Raw genomic sequence first — 15863 nt, forward strand, 5'->3', positions numbered from 1 at the left:
CCGTTCTTTTTCCTCAGCACAACCCAATATGAAGACAAAGCAACTTAATATAACCAATAAGATCCTTTGCATACTAATTAGATTTATTGCTTAGTATTAGTACTCCGTTATCTTTTAATTGCAAATCGTTTTTCAATATAATTTCTTCTGAGGTAAGTATATCTTTAAATCTATTGCCAATAAGATTCATTTCCTTAAAACGCTCCAGGTTTAAGGAATATGGTTTCTCGTTTTTGTTAAGTATTAATAGTACCGTTTCATTCTCATTCTGTCTAAAAATGACATAAACCCCATCCTTTGGAGCAAAATGAGTGGTTTTGCCCGTATGAATTGCAGTACTTCCTTTTCGATAGTTTAGTAATATTCTTGTAAATTCCTGCATCTCCTTCTGTTCCCTTGTAAGACCCTCACCTGTGAAAGCGTTGACATTGTCGTTTTCCCATCCCCCGGGAAAATCAGCCCGGATAAGACCATGATCTCCGGGATTATCGCTATTATTTAGTAAGACTTCAGTGCCATAGTAAATTTGAGGTATGCGGGGAGCGAAGATTATAAATGCCAGTGCCATTTTGGTTTTAATAAAATCTCCATTCAACTGCGTAAAAAGACGATCCATGTCATGATTATCTCCAAAAAATAAAATCGAAGAAGGATCGTGATATGCAAAATCATTGGCAAGTCCTTCATACAATTTTACCAATCCGGAATCCGAGTTCTCTTCCTCATTTAGTGCTTCAATTAATGTACGCTGTAATGGAAAATCCATTGTTGTTTTTAGGTTAGATTCATAACCATCTGAATTGGTTATCCCCTGTTGCCAATAACGAACCAAAAGTGGGTTATAAGTCCATTCCTCTCCGACTATATTAAATTTTGGATATTCGTGCATAATACTACCGGCCCATCTGGACATAAATTCCTTATCGGGATAAGGATAGGAATCCTGTCTGATCCCTCCAAGTTTCAAAGTCTCAATCCACCAAATACTATTCTGAATAATGTAGTTGGCCATAAAAGGATTATTTTGATTTAAATCGGGCATTGAGGGTACAAACCATCCATTATTCATTAGATCTTTATCGGCTTTTGAAGCGTAATGATCCTGATTTACTGTGCGTCGGTGATTCGTGACCTTCGTTTCTGCTCCTTCCTCATAATCTGATTGAAAGTTTACCCAATCATGAAACGGTAAATCTGACATCCACCAATGATAAGCTCCGCAATGATTGGCAACCTGGTCCATGATTAATTTTATTCCATTTTCCGTTGCTTTATCTGAGAGCATAATATAGTCCTCCAGATTTCCAAAACGCGGGTCCACCTTGTAAAAATCAGTCATTGCATAGCCATGGTACGAAGATTGGGGCATATCGTTAATTAATAAAGGAGTAGGCCATATGGCAGTAAACCCCATAGAAGCTATATAGTCTAAATGATTAATAATTCCTTGTATATCCCCTCCGTGACGAGCATAATCATCTTTCCTGTTGATCGTATTTTCAAGAAGCCCAGGGACAATATTTATTTCAGGATCTCCATTGGCAAAACGATCCGGAGTAATTAAATAGATAACATCTGAAGAATCAAAACCCAAAAATTCCTCAGATGGTCTTTCCCTTTTATATAAAGGATATGAATAGAAGATTTCATTTCCACGCTCAGTGGTGAGCAAAATTTGCATTAAACCCGGCGAAGTATCTGCATCAATAGTAATATCCAGGAATAAATAATTGGGGCTTTCAGCCTTATGGTAGGCTTCCAGACTAACTCCATTATATAGAATTGACGGGGTGGTTGCTCCAATTCCCTCGCCTTTTAACATTAGCTGTAATCTGGCATTCTTGAATCCCAGCCACCAATTAGGAGGCTCAACCCTATCTATTTGAGCAGATGAAAAAGATACCATGAAAAAGAGTATGCCAGTTAAAACAATTGATTTTATTAACCATCCAATTTTCATCATGGGCTAATTTCTTGCCAAATACAATCTGATTAATATTATTCATTAAGGTAAAAAATGATTAAACCCGATCTTTTAGGTATTTGCTTCAATAGTCTCCTGAGATGGTTTTAACAGAACCCTTTTGTCATTTACCCGTATAGTCATCTCAGCAGTCCCATCGTGTTCAAAACTAGTCTGATGTTCTGTGACATTAACCTTAATAATCCGATTTCTGAAATTTACTTTAAATGAATACGATTTCCATTGCTTTGGAATTTTGGGTGCAAAAGAAAGTTTATCATCTTTCATTCGCATACCTCCAAACCCCTCTACGATACTCATCCATGTTCCTGCCATTGAAGTGATATGTAAACCTTCTTCAACCTCTTTGTTATAATCATCCAGATCCAGTCTTGAAGTACGCAAATAAAATTGGTATGCCTGCTCCATCCTACCTAATTTGGCAGCCTGAATGCTATGTACGCAAGGCGACAAGGACGATTCATGGACAGTAAAAGGTTCATAGAAATCGAAATGCCTTTCAAGTTCTTCTAGGCTGAAATTGTCTTCAAATAAATAAAACCCTTGTAAGGTATCTGCTTGTTTTATATAAGGTGAACGTAAAATCCTGTCCCAGCTCCATTTTTGATTAATTGGTCTTTGGGAAACATCCAGATCTTCGACTGTGATAAGTTCTTTGTCCAGGAATCCATCTTGTTGAAGGAAAATTTGCAATTCGTCTGAATAGGGAAAGTGCAAATTTTGTGCAATCTCTTCCCACTTATCGGTCTCTGTTTCAGTGAGTGAAGTGCGCCCTATGATCCTGGTATAGTCTTCTTTATAACCTTCTTTTACTTTTTGCAGCTGTTCCAGCGTATATTCCATACACCATTTTGCGAGGTAATTCGTATACCAATTATTATTGACGTTGTTTTCGTATTCGTTGGGTCCTGTCACCCCAAGTATTACAAACTTGTTTTTGTCTTCGGAAAATGTAGCCCTTTGTCCCCAAAAACGCGAAATACCTATTAATACTTCGAGACCCATTTCAGGAATGTATGAATAGTCTCCTGTATATCGGAAATAGTTGTATATGGCAAATGCAATTGCTCCATTACGGTGGATTTCTTCAAAAGTAATCTCCCATTCATTATGGCATTCTTCCCCGTTCATTGTTACCATAGGGTATAGGGCTGCTCCATTAACAAAACCCAATTTCTGGGCATTCTCAATGGCCTTTTCCAGGTGATTGTATCTATACTGCAGTAGATTCCTGGCCACAAGGTGATCTTTGGTTGCCATATAAAAAGGAATACAATAGGCTTCAGTATCCCAATAGGTACTACCTCCATACTTCTCTCCGGTAAATCCTTTTGGGCCGATATTTAGTCTGGAATCCGTACCTAAATAAGTTTGATTTAAATGAAATATATTAAATCTAATGCCCTGCTGAGCTTTTACATCACCCTGAATGTTTATGTCGCTCATCTCCCAAATTTTAGCCCAGGCAGATATTTGTTTTTCCAATAATTTATCGAACCCAATAGTAGTAGCAGAATTAAGCGCCTTTTTGGCGGCATTCACCAATTCATCCGGCTGATGATCCCTGGAAACAGTATAACCTCCATATTTATAAAAAGTGACTTCTTCACCCTGTTTTGCCGTATGAATATATTCATGTCCAACCGATAATTCTTTGATTTCTTCGGAAACATCAACCGGTACTTCAGTACCGTTAGCAGTTAATTGACATTCCATAAAAGTGCAAATCTCAAAATGAGTCTTCATGGTATGAGCTTCTATAAAGGCCTGTTTTCCTTCTGAACTCACTTTGGTAACGTTCCAGAATTTATCGTCCCAATTGCTATCCTCATTGGTAATCCCATTATCCAAATATGGAACAAAGCGAAGAGACGCATTTCTATCTACTGGTGTAATTTTATACTTTATGGCCCCTACTTCATCAATATCCAGGCTTAAAAACCGAACTACTTCAACATCAACTGTAATAGTATTTGGTAACGTAGCCGTGAAGTTTCTTTTATACCACCCCCCCTTCATATTGAGTTCTCGCCTGAAACCGCTAATATTAGTACAAGTATTAAGATCTAAAGGCTCTTCATCAACAAATACGTTGATCCCAATCCAGTTAGGTGCATTTAAGACTTTGGCAAAATACTCCGGATAACCATTCTTCCACCAACCTACCCTGGTTTTATCAGGGTAGTAAACCCCCGCAATATAGCTCCCCTGGAAAGTGGGACCGGAATACTGTTCCTCAAAATTTGCACGCTGCCCCATGGCACCATTTCCAATACTAAAGAGGCTCTCAGAAGATTTTACGTTCTCCTTATTAAATCCTTCTTCAATTATTGACCATTCGTCTGCTATTATATATTCTTTATTCATATTATAATGTGTTATAATCTATTTCTAAGAATTGATTAAAATAGACAAATAAGTATAATTTGCCGGATTAATATGCTAATTTTTGCTCATTAGTACTAAAATCAGGTCATTTAAAAACCCAGGATCTATTTCAGTGAAGTCATTAAAACCGTGGTCGGCATCAGATAAAATTTTCACATCTCCAATTCCTATACTCTCCATGCCGGCTGTATTGGCAGCCTCTATTCCGGCCAGTGCATCCTCAAAAACCACGCAATTTACCGGTTTTACGCCTAATTTTTTAGCTGCTATCAAAAAAACCTCCGGATCCGGTTTGGCTTTACTTACCTGAGTACCATCTACAATAGCATCAAAATAGGGCATTAACGCAACCTTTTTCAAAATTGAAACAGCATTTTTACTTGCAGAACCAAGTGCCATTGGAATTCCTTTCTCTTTAAGGTATCCCAACACTTTGGTCACATCGGGAAGTATTTCACTTTGGTCCATATTGGAAATATATTTCAGGTAGTCCTCATTTTTTTCCTGTAACCATAAGTCGAACTGTTCTTTAGAAACGGAAATATTCCCCATTTCCAATAAAAGTTCGAGACATCTTATACGGCTAACACCTTTGAATTTCTCATTGTCCTCTTCGGTAAAATCAATACCCAGTTCATCGGCCAGATTTTTCCAGGCCAGATAATGGTATTTTGCTGTATCAACAATTACTCCGTCTAAATCGAATATGAATCCGGTTTTCTTCATTTTACTATACTAATATGTGTAATTAGTTAATTGTTGATTCTCTTTCAATCAGAGTTGCTTCTATAACTTCAGTCCTAAAAGTTTCTTCTTCTAATTCCTTTTCATCATCTCTTTCTATTTTCTCAATAAGCATTCTGGCAGCAATTGCACCCATTTGTTCTCCATGTTGCGCAACCGATGTAAGTGCAGGCGTGGCCAGTTTAGACAGAATACCATCCGTAAAACCAATAAAGGCAACATCTTCCGGGATTCTAATTCCATTTTTCTGTGCTATTTTCATAGATCTAACCGCAAATATTTCATTAACACATAAGACTGCATCCATTCTATTTGCTGCAAAGAAGGCTTCACTCTTTTTTTCTTCTTCATATTGATAAGGCAAACGTAAAATTAAACTTTCGTCCAGTTCCAGCTTGTGGTCTTTCAGAGCCATATAATAACCCTGAGCCCTTTTATCACTTACATTCAAATAACTTTCGGTGGTAACCAGTGCTATGCGTTTTCTGCCATTTTCTATAAGTTTTTTTACTGCCATATAAGAAGCTTCAAAGTCGTTAAGAACAACCTTGTCACAAATTACATCATCTGTAACCCTGTCAAAAAGGACCATGGGCATACCCTGATCAATTATTTCTTTCAAATGATGGAAATCATTTTTTAGCTGAGTTTCTGCAGATAAAGCCATAATAAAACCATCAATACTGCCATTTGCCAATAGTTCCATATTTATAACTTCCTTCTCAAATGATTCATCCGATACGCATGCAATAACATTATAGCCCCTGGTACCCGCAAATTGCTCTATCCCTCTAAAAACTGTAGTAAAAAAATGATGAACTATATCTGGTATGATTACCCCTATATTTTTGGTGCGCCTGTTTTTAAGGCTAATGGCAATATTATTAGGTTTGTAGTTGTAAAGTTTAGCAAAAGCCTGAATTTTTTCCGTTGTGTCCTTGCTTATTTCCCGACTATTTTTTAGCGCCTTTGATACTGTTGAAATGGATACCTCCAATTCCCTGGCAATTTGTTTAAGAGTAATCTTTTTTTTCAAATGTTAAAGAATAAAAATGTTAAAGCAACTAAAACCAGACATCCTATAAATATATTCTTTTTTTAACATATAAAAATGCCCGGAACTATTTAAACTAACATCTTTATAAGGCTCCAGAATAAAAAATATATTATATTTGCTATGTTTTTAACAAAGATTGAACTAAAAAATAATGATAATATAATTTTACCAATCGTATATTATCAGATTCACACATCTTAAAAGTTATTAACACGAAACCGTTTTCGTAGTTAATAAGTATTGATAAGATTGAGATATTAACATATTTTTTACATAGGTTTAACCTTTGGTACAAATAATTAACTAAACTCAAAATTAACTTTTTATGAAGATTTCGCTACTAAAGAGCTTTTTATTGGTTGGAGCAATTTTAAGCTTCGGACTTGCAAAGGCGCAGGAAATATCAGGTACAGTTTCTGATGAAAATGGTCCTTTACCAGGGGCCAGTGTTGTTGTAAAAGGGACTACCAATGGTACACAGACAGACTTTGATGGCAACTATACATTAAACAATGTGGAAAGTGATGCCACACTGGTTGTTAGTTATATTGGTTACAGTACTCAAGAAGTTGCATTAAATGGAAGAACTTCTGTTAATGTAGTTCTGGCTGAAGATGCACAGGCATTGGATGAAGTAGTAATTATCGGTTATGGTACTACTACGGTTAAGGATGCAACCGGTGCCGTTTCGGCAATTAACTCAGAAGACTTTAATGGCGGTATTATTGCTTCTCCAGAGCAATTGATCCAGGGTAAAACCGCTGGGGTTCAGATAGCCCAGGCCAGTGGTGAACCTGGTGCAGGGGTACAAATAAGGATCAGGGGTGCCAACTCAATTCGTTCCAACAATAATCCGCTGTTCGTTGTGGATGGTATACCGCTATCAGCAGAATCTACCACTCCGGGTGGAGGTGACGTGCAAAATGGTGAAAACGCTTCCAGGAACCCTTTGAATTTTATTAACCCTGCTGACATTGAAAGCATTTCTATTTTAAAAGATGCCTCAGCTACAGCCATTTATGGGTCCAGGGGAGCCAATGGGGTAGTAATTGTAACCACAAAAACCGGTAAATCCGGACAGGGTGGTGTATGGGAATTTGATCAAACGCTTAGTATTGCTACTCCCAGGGAAAATTATGACCTATTTGACGGCCCAACATTTTTGGCGCAACAAGCAGCATTGCGATCACAGGCAATTGCAGATGATTTAGATTTTGGCAACAATACAGATTGGCAGAAAGTTGTTCTCAGAACGGCGGCTTCTCCGGTTTCAAACTTGTCGTATTCCAACAATTATGGTAGTGGTAATGTAAGAGCTACTTTTGGCTATGGTAAACAATTTGGGGTTATTGAAAAGTCTTCTCAGGAAAGAATTACCGGAAGGGTAAATCTTAATCAGCGTTTTCTTGATGACAGGTTAAAATTATCCATGCAAGCCTCACTTTCACGGGTTAATGATGAAGCTCCACCTGTAAGTGGTGCTTCCGGTGCCAGTGGTAACCTACTTGGTGCTGCCTATGCAGCCAATCCTACCTGGCCCGATGATCCTGCTTTTTTCAATCCAGGTAACCAGTTAAATCCGGCCAACTATTTGGCTAATTTTCAACAGACTACCAATACTGATAGGTTTCTGATCAACCTTTCAGCTTCTTATGATATTATTAAAAATGATGATAACACTTTAACTGCCAAGGTTACCGGAGGTTGGGATAGATCCGACGCTGCTGCGTTTGCAACTTTTGCACCTGCTATTAATAATCTAGATAGGGTTAGCGGTAATGGACAATCTTCTTACAATACGCTGGAGGCTTCCAGTAAATTACTTGAAGCGACTCTAAATTGGAAGAAAAACTGGACTAATTCTTCTTTAGATGCCATTATAGGATTTACATACCAGGATTTCCGCAGGCAAGGAATCAACTCTCAGGGTTGGGGTTCATCTAGCCCATTCCTGGATCAAATGGGACGAGACCTAAAGGAAACTATCCGCGGTGCTGCAGGTAGTATTTCAGGTTCCTTTCAGCACTTTGGGTACGATCCTAATGGACTTAGCACGGATATTACAAAAAGATATGTTTCAGCCTGGGGCGATACCTTTGACAATACAGATGAATTGCAATCTTACTTTGCAAGGGTAAATTTCACACTGCATAATAAATATTTGTTTACTGCCACATTCAGGGCAGACGGATCATCTAAGTTTTCACCTGATAACCAATATGGATATTTCCCTTCAGGTGCCTTTGCGTGGAAGATGAATGAAGAGGATTTCATTGGAGATAATACCTTTTCTACTTTAAAACTAAGATTAAGTGCAGGTATAACAGGTAACCAGGATGGTTTAGGTTATGCGCAGTTTGTTAAAAGATCGCGCTTTGGAGAACCAGATATTGATCCTGATGGTAGTATTAACAGACCGGGTCTGGAAACCGTTGCGGTACAAAATCCGGATCTAAAATGGGAAGAGACTCTTGATTACAATTTTGGGTTTGATTTTGGCTTTATGCTAGACCGTCTTAGCGGGTCTCTTGACTTTTATAGAAAAGAAACCACCGATCTTCTGTTTAAACAGGCGGCGGCAGCACCTGCTTTTGATCCTTTTGTTTTTAAAAATCTGACAGATGGTAAATTAGTCAACCAGGGGGTAGAATTTGCCCTTGGTTATGATTTTATACAAAACGACAAAATAACATTTAGCGGAGCCTTTAATATCTCCTACAATGATAATAAAGTTGAAGGTTTGAATGGAACTACAGCAGATTTATCGCCAATTAGGGGTCCAGGACTTTCTAATGCCTTTGCCCAGCGCTTGGGTGAGGGAATATCCATCTTTTCCTATTATATGGCAACCTATGCTGAGGATGCCAGTGGAAATCCTGATTTTAATCCAGATATAAAAGGTTTTGTTGGCCAGGATGCCGTACCTGATGTTACTTCAGGGCTTACGCTTAATCTAAAAGCAGACAGATGGGATGCCAACCTTTTCTTTGCAGGACAATTTGGATTCTCTATTTACAACAATACAAGTAATGCCTTCTTAAACAGGCCCACCTTTTTAACCTCAAGAAATGTAGATCCTACCGGTATAGATCTCTTAACACAAGAAGTATCTACCTTATATTTGGAAAAAGGAGATTTTGTTAGGTTGCAAAACGCAACCGTTGGTTATACTGTGCCTCTTAGTGGAGAAGGTACATTTAAGAACCTAAGGCTTTCTTTAACCGGACAGAATTTATTACTGTTTACAGGTTATAGTGGCCTGGATCCTGAAGTAAATGCCAATACGGGTGATATTGGAGGTTCCGGAATTCCTAGTCAGGGCATTGACTATACAACATTCCCGCGACCATTAACGGTAACTTTAGGAATAAATGCTAAATTTTAACTTAAAAAAAACTGCGATGATTAATTATTTAAAAACTAAATTTAAAACTACATTTTTTTCGAGAAGCGGCAAGTTCTGTTTCTGCAATGTTCAATGCTATTAACGGCAATCTTAAAACACAAGAAGGTTTATATGCCTTGACTACAGTTACAACTGATGAGCAACTGATTCCCACAAGAGGGTCTGACTGGGGAGATAATGGAATTTGGAGACAATTGCACCAGCATTCATGGACGCCGGATCATAAGTTTATTTTAGACACATGGAATAATTGGAATGAGTTACAACTAACTGCCAGTGAAGTATTGGACAGCAGGTCTGCTTCTTCTCCTGATTCCAGAGCAACTGCTGCTTTCTTCAGAGGTTTGTCCGTATTTATAATCTTAGACAATTTTGGACAAGTACCTTTTAGGGATACTGAGGCTCCTCCTTTGCAGGATCCTGCGGTTCTTACCGGTGAAGATGCCGTAGCTCAAATAGTTTCCGATTTGGAGGCGGCTATAGCCGGCCTACCTGCTATTGGACCTGAAGGTGCTGCAAACGTAAATGTTTCCAAGGCTGCCGCCAGGCTCTTATTGGCCAAAGTTCATTTGAACAGGCATATTTTCAACGGCTCCGGAAGCCCGGATGCTGCTGATATGAGCAGGGTAATCACCCTGGTAGATGAAATAACCGCCGATGGTTACGCATTGCACTCAGGTTTTTTCGATATTTTTAGAGAAACACAGGATAGTGAAACCATTTGGTGGAGCAAAAATGCTATTGGTGATCGCATGTGGAATTCTCTGCATTATAATAATGTTACACCGCAACAATCCGGAGGGTGGAATGGTTTTGCAACCCTTTCTGAATTCTATGATCTGTTTGAAGGGCCAGAAGAAAATATATTAGGTGGCGATCAGGAAGAAAGAAGAGGTGGGGTGCCACTTCAAGCAGCACCAGCCGGCGAAGATGGTACGGTTGATGAAGACAATGATGGTTTTGCAGATGGCACGAACATAGGCTTTGGTTTCCTTTTTGGCCAACAATATAACCCGGACGGGACCCCAATTGTATTCGGTGGAACTAATTTGGATTTTACAAGAGAATTTTTCAACGCAGCTACAGGCGCGCCAGACCTAAATGATAATAGTCAGGTAACAGGGATTAGGGTACTCAAATACAACCCCAGATATGGCGCACAAACAGAGCATAATGTTTTCTTAAGATATGCAGATGCTTATTTAATGAAAGCAGAGGCTATTCATAGAGGTGGTAGTAGTGGTGAAACAGCCTTGTCCTTGGTTAACACCCTTCGAGGTTTACGAGATGCTACTCCTCTTGGTAGTTTATCAGATCAAGATATAATAGATGAAAGAGGAAGGGAGCTTTATATGGAGAATTGGAGACGTCAAGACTTAATTAGATTTGGCACATACACCCGCGATTGGGAATTTAAAGACCCGGCAGCCATTGGTAATGCAGATCGCCAGCTATTCCCTATTCCTGCAACTCAGGTTATTCTTAACCCTAATCTGGTTCAGAATCCCGGATATTAAGAATTTTTTTTAAGTTTATTTTTTAAAAATCCCTGATCATATAGATCAGGGATTTTTATTTTTGGTTATTAGGCAGAAAGCCATAAAAACAATATATTCCCCAATAATAAACCCTTAAAAAAGCATGTACACCTTAGGCTATGACCTTGGAAGTTCTTCAATAAAAGTAGCCTTAGTAGCTATAGCATCTGGTAAAAGCCTGGCCGTAATAAGTGAACCTAAAACAGAAATGGATATGCTCTCGCTAAACAAAGGGTGGGCAGAACAAGATCCTGAAGATTGGTGGGCGCATATATGCAACGCCACTAAAAAATTATTAAAAGAAACCGGAGTTAATCCAGGTAAAATAAAAGGTATAGGCATCTCTTACCAAATGCACGGCCTTGTTTTAGTTGATAAGCATGGTATTCCCTTAAGAAAATCAATTATATGGTGCGATGGAAGAGCCGTTGATATTGGCAGAAAAGCATTTGATGATCTTGGGCACGATACCTGTGCACAAAAACTTTTGAATTCACCGGCAAACTTTACAGCGTCTAAATTAAAATGGGTTAAGGAAAATGAACCCGAACTTTATAAAAACAGTTTTAAAGCCATGCTCCCTGGTGACTATATTGCTTATAAGTTAAGTGGAAAAGTTAATACCACCATTTCCGGCCTTTCAGAAGGTATATTCTGGGATTTTGAAGAAGAGCAAATTAGCAGTTGGCTTTTGGATTATTATGATTTAAATGAAGAGCTTCTCCCTGAAATTGTAGCTACTTTTTCAGACCAGGGCCAGATTTCTGTTAACGGGGCCAGGGAAACCGGCCTGGCAGAAGGCACCCCTATCCTTTATCGGGCTGGCGATCAACCTAATAATGCCCTCTCACTAAACGTATTTAATCCAGGTGAAGTAGCAGTTTCAGGCGGTACTTCCGGAGTGGTTTATGCCATTACTGAGAAGCTCTCTGTTAAAGAATGTTCCCGTGTCAATAATTTTGCCCATGTTAATTATTCGCCCAGGAGCAGACGCATTGGTAAATTATTATGTGTGAATGGCGCTGGAATTATGTACAGATGGATATTAAATAACTTAAAGGTTGAATCCTATCAGGAAATGAATGAGTTGGCGGCGAATGTACCAATTGGTTCAGAAGGAGTTATTATTTTACCTTTTGGCAACGGCCCGGAGCGGATGTTAGACAATAAAGATTTAGGAGCACAAATAGGAAATATAAACCTAAATATTCATTCCAGGGCACATCTTTGCAGGGCTGCATTAGAGGGTATTGCTTTTTCTTTTGTATATGGTATGGAAATTCTTAAAGCAGATGGTATTAAGTCCAAAGTAATCAGAGCAGCTAATGATAATTTATTCAGGTCTCCTGTTTTTTCGAATACTATAGCTAGTTTAATAGATCAGGAAATCGAAATTTATAATACTACCGGTGCTATAGGAGCTGCAAGGGCATGCATGTTACATGAAGGTAATTGGGAGGCTTTTGGAAGACAAATAATGGACAATGATTATGTTAAGAGTTATTCGCCCTCATCCGAAAAAAAGGAATATAAAATGGCATATAAACTCTGGAAAAACCAATTGGAAATAACATTAAAAGATAATTAAAATGGCACTTATTGGAAACAAGGAGTTTTATTCGGGAATAGGGGAAATACACTTTGAAGGCAAAGAATCTGATAATCCCCTGGCTTTTAAATACTATAATGCGGATCAGCTTGTGGCGGGTAAAACCATGGGAGACCACTTAAGATTTGCAGTGGCCTACTGGCATACCTTTTGTGGTGTAGGCGCCGATCCTTTTGGTCCGGGTACACAAAATTTTCCCTGGGATAATTATAGTGATCCTATAGATGCGGCAAAAGCCAAGGCCGATGCTGCCTTTGAGTTTATTACAAAAATGGGATTTAACTATTTCTGCTTCCATGATTTTGATCTGGTAAGAGAAGGGAGTTCATTTTCAGAATCTGAAAGGAGACTTTCATTGTTTTTCTAATCCCAGATATATGAATGGAGCCTCTACTAATCCGGATTTTAACGTATTGGCAAGGGCCGGAGGGCAGATAAAACTAGCTCTGGATGCCACCATGGCTCTCGATGGCGAGAATTATGTTTTTTGGGGAGGACGCGAAGGTTATATGTCTTTATTAAATACAGACATGAAACGAGAATTGGACCATATGGGCCGATTTTTGACAACGGCAAGAGATTATGCAAGGCAACAGGGTTTTAAAGGGACTTTCTTTATTGAACCAAAGCCCATGGAACCTATGAAGCATCAATATGACTTTGACGCAGCAACAGTAGTTGGATTTCTGCATCAGTATGGTTTACAAGATGATTTTAAACTGAATCTTGAAGTCAATCATGCCACCTTGGCAAGTCACACTATGCAACACGAAATGGAAGTTGCTGCCGCTCATGGAATGCTGGGGAGTATTGATGCAAATAGAGGTGATTATCAGAACGGTTGGGACACAGATCAATTTCCGAATAATATTACTGAAGTAACTGAAGCCATGCTTACATTTTTGAAAGCAGGAGGTTTGCAAGGCGGCGGAATTAATTTTGACGCCAAAATAAGGCGGAATTCTACTGATTTGGATGATGTATTCCATGCTCATATTGGTGGCGCAGACACCTTTGCACGGGCACTACTTATTGCCGACAAGATTATGACTTCTTCCCCCTATAATGATCTGAGAAAAAAGCGTTACCAGTCCTTTGATTCCGCTAAAGGGAAGGATTATGAACTTGGGAAATTAGATCTGAATGATCTTTATGAAATTGCAAAGTCAAATGGAGAATTAGAATTACAGAGCGGTAAACAAGAGTTGTTTGAAAATATAATAAACCAATACCTCTAGACATATAGTTAAAAGGCAATAATATTCAGGTCAATTTTTTAATCAATGGAGAATTTTACCTAAATACAGCAATTAGTATTTATTAAACTAGCAACTAACCAAACTTTGTATGACATCAGCTTTCGGATTTTGGGATTATTTTATTTTTATTGCATATGCCTTCCTAATTTTAGGGGTTGGCCTGTGGGTATCCAGAGATAAAAAAGGGCATCAGAAGAATGCCGAAGATTATTTCCTTGCCAGTAAATCTCTGCCCTGGTGGGCCATTGGTGCCTCCCTGATCGCCGCCAATATTTCTGCCGAACAATTTATCGGGATGTCCGGTTCAGGATTTGCGGTAGGATTAGCCATAGCATCCTATGAATGGATGGCGGCAATAACTTTACTTATCGTCGGTAAATTTTTCCTGCCAATTTTTATTGAAAAAGGTCTTTATACGATCCCGGAGTTTGTAGAGCAACGCTTTTCCACTACTCTAAAAACTATTTTAGCTGTATTTTGGATTGCACTTTACGTTTTTGTAAACCTGGCTTCTGTTTTGTATTTAGGTTCACTTGCATTAGAAACAATTATGGGGATTCCTATGGTTTATGGTGTAATTGGACTGTCATTATTCGCTTCAGCATATTCCCTTTACGGAGGTCTTTCTGCCGTTGCCTGGACAGATGTGATTCAGGTTATTTTTCTGGTTTTCGGAGGTTTGGTAACGTCGTATTTAGCGCTGAATACAGTCTCGGACGGGCAGGGAGTTCTGGAAGGTCTCAAAATAGTTTACGAAACTGTCCCTGAGAAATTTGTCATGATACTGGATAAGTCCAATCCGGAATATGCTAATTTACCTGGATTGGGGGTACTGGTTGGTGGTATGTGGGTGGCTAACTTGTATTATTGGGGTTTTAACCAATATATCATTCAAAGAACATTGGCCGCTAAGTCTTTAAGAGAAGCTCAAAAAGGAATTATTCTGGCTGCTTTTTTAAAAATAGTAATTCCGGTTATTGTGGTTTTACCAGGCATTGCAGCATATGTAATGATCCATGATGCTGAGATTATGAATCGCCTTGGAGAAGTCGGGCAGCAAAATCTACCTTCCCTTGAACAAGCAGATAAGGCTTATCCGTGGCTATTACAATTTTTACCAACCGGGCTAAAAGGAGTCGCTTTTGCGGCCTTGGCAGCTGCAATTGTATCTTCCCTGGCGTCTATGTTAAATTCTACATCGACCATTTTTACTATGGATATTTATAAGCAATATATTAATCCAAATGCCTCTGACAAGAAAACAGTGAATGTAGGTCGTCTTTCAGCGGCCGCTGCGCTTGTTATTGCTTGTATAATGGCGCCATTATTGGGAGGAATAGACCAGGCATTCCAGTTTATACAGGAATGGACAGGATTGGTAAGTCCCGGAATTTTGGCCGTATTTATGTTGGGCCTATTCTGGAAGAAAACAACCAATAAAGCCGCTATCGTGGGTGCATTGGTATCTATACCTATAGCTTTTTATTTCAAAGTAGCCCCCAGCGGTTGGTCTGATAGTTCTATTTTTGCGGATGTCCCGTTTCTGGACCAGATGGGATACACAGCGCTGCTTACCATGTTGGTAATAGTGTTTGTCAGTCTTAATCAAAATAAAGGCGGGGATGATCCAAAAGGCATTCCGCTTGCAAAAGGTCTGTTTAATACCAGTGCGAAATTCAATGTTGGGGCCTTTGCGGCAATGATCATTATCGCTACTATTTATGCCCTCTTCTGGAATTAATTCTTGTTTGTAATTAAAAATAATTAATATGATGGGTTGATTAAATTCAACCCTTTATTTATTCCCCAACTTACCTTTGAATATTAAGTAAACCTGGACTACATTTCAATTTCTGATATTATGCTTAGGATAGAGAT

The 15863-nt window shown here is 38.8% G+C and carries 8 protein-coding genes and 1 pseudogene; 5 read left to right on the forward strand and 4 right to left on the reverse strand.

Annotated elements, in window-relative coordinates; genetic code table 11:
* Positions 1-73 precede the first annotated feature (73 nt).
* From Q0X66_RS11355 to Q0X66_RS11370, 4 genes are all read right to left on the reverse strand, one after another.
* Complete coding sequence (locus Q0X66_RS11355) at positions 74-1963, reverse strand: glycoside hydrolase family 13 protein (protein ID WP_366938688.1); 1890 nt, start codon at positions 1961-1963, stop codon at positions 74-76.
* Between the two features lie 72 nt (positions 1964-2035).
* Entirely contained in the window at positions 2036-4351 is a 2316-nt protein-coding gene (locus tag Q0X66_RS11360) for a glycoside hydrolase family 65 protein (protein ID WP_297706427.1), read from the reverse strand.
* Between the two features lie 75 nt (positions 4352-4426).
* Positions 4427-5098, reverse strand: coding sequence for a beta-phosphoglucomutase (gene pgmB, locus Q0X66_RS11365; RefSeq protein WP_297706429.1), 672 nt, complete (start codon positions 5096-5098; stop codon positions 4427-4429).
* Positions 5099-5120: 22 nt separating this feature from the next.
* A complete protein-coding gene (locus Q0X66_RS11370) occupies positions 5121-6152 on the reverse strand; it encodes a LacI family DNA-binding transcriptional regulator (RefSeq protein ID WP_297706431.1) in 1032 nt (343 codons plus the stop codon).
* A 346-nt stretch (positions 6153-6498) separates the two neighbouring features.
* On the opposite strand from Q0X66_RS11370, the gene Q0X66_RS11375 reads away from it, so the two are divergent.
* From Q0X66_RS11375 to Q0X66_RS11395, 5 genes and pseudogenes are all read left to right on the forward strand, one after another.
* Complete coding sequence (locus Q0X66_RS11375) at positions 6499-9558, forward strand: SusC/RagA family TonB-linked outer membrane protein (protein WP_297706433.1); 3060 nt, start codon at positions 6499-6501, stop codon at positions 9556-9558.
* An 86-nt stretch (positions 9559-9644) separates the two neighbouring features.
* Positions 9645-11096, forward strand: coding sequence for a RagB/SusD family nutrient uptake outer membrane protein (locus Q0X66_RS11380; protein WP_297706435.1), 1452 nt, complete (start codon positions 9645-9647; stop codon positions 11094-11096).
* A 124-nt stretch (positions 11097-11220) separates the two neighbouring features.
* A complete protein-coding gene (locus Q0X66_RS11385) occupies positions 11221-12705 on the forward strand; it encodes an FGGY family carbohydrate kinase (protein ID WP_297706437.1) in 1485 nt (494 codons plus the stop codon).
* Between the two features lies 1 nt (position 12706).
* A pseudogene (locus Q0X66_RS11390) lies at positions 12707-13964 on the forward strand (xylose isomerase).
* A 109-nt stretch (positions 13965-14073) separates the two neighbouring features.
* Positions 14074-15726 (forward strand): sodium/sugar symporter, encoded by a 1653-nt coding sequence (locus Q0X66_RS11395; protein WP_297706439.1) that lies wholly within the window; start codon positions 14074-14076, stop codon positions 15724-15726.
* Positions 15727-15863: the final 137 nt, after the last annotated feature.

This window comes from uncultured Eudoraea sp., assembly GCF_947260015.1.
Taxonomy (GTDB): domain Bacteria; phylum Bacteroidota; class Bacteroidia; order Flavobacteriales; family Flavobacteriaceae; genus Eudoraea.

Excerpts from the sequence above, each read along its gene's own strand:
- Q0X66_RS11375 (WP_297706433.1), top strand. The coding sequence starts at position 6,499 with ATGAAGATTTCGCTACTAAAGAGCTTTTTATTGGTTGGAGCAATTTTA.
- Q0X66_RS11360 (WP_297706427.1), bottom strand. The coding sequence starts at position 4,351 with ATGAATAAAGAATATATAATAGCAGACGAATGGTCAATAATTGAAGAA.
- Q0X66_RS11385 (WP_297706437.1), top strand. The coding sequence starts at position 11,221 with ATGTACACCTTAGGCTATGACCTTGGAAGTTCTTCAATAAAAGTAGCC.
- Q0X66_RS11355 (WP_366938688.1), bottom strand. The coding sequence starts at position 1,963 with ATGATGAAAATTGGATGGTTAATAAAATCAATTGTTTTAACTGGCATA.
- pgmB (WP_297706429.1), bottom strand. The coding sequence starts at position 5,098 with ATGAAGAAAACCGGATTCATATTCGATTTAGACGGAGTAATTGTTGAT.
- Q0X66_RS11380 (WP_297706435.1), top strand. The coding sequence starts at position 9,645 with ATGTTCAATGCTATTAACGGCAATCTTAAAACACAAGAAGGTTTATAT.
- Q0X66_RS11395 (WP_297706439.1), top strand. The coding sequence starts at position 14,074 with ATGACATCAGCTTTCGGATTTTGGGATTATTTTATTTTTATTGCATAT.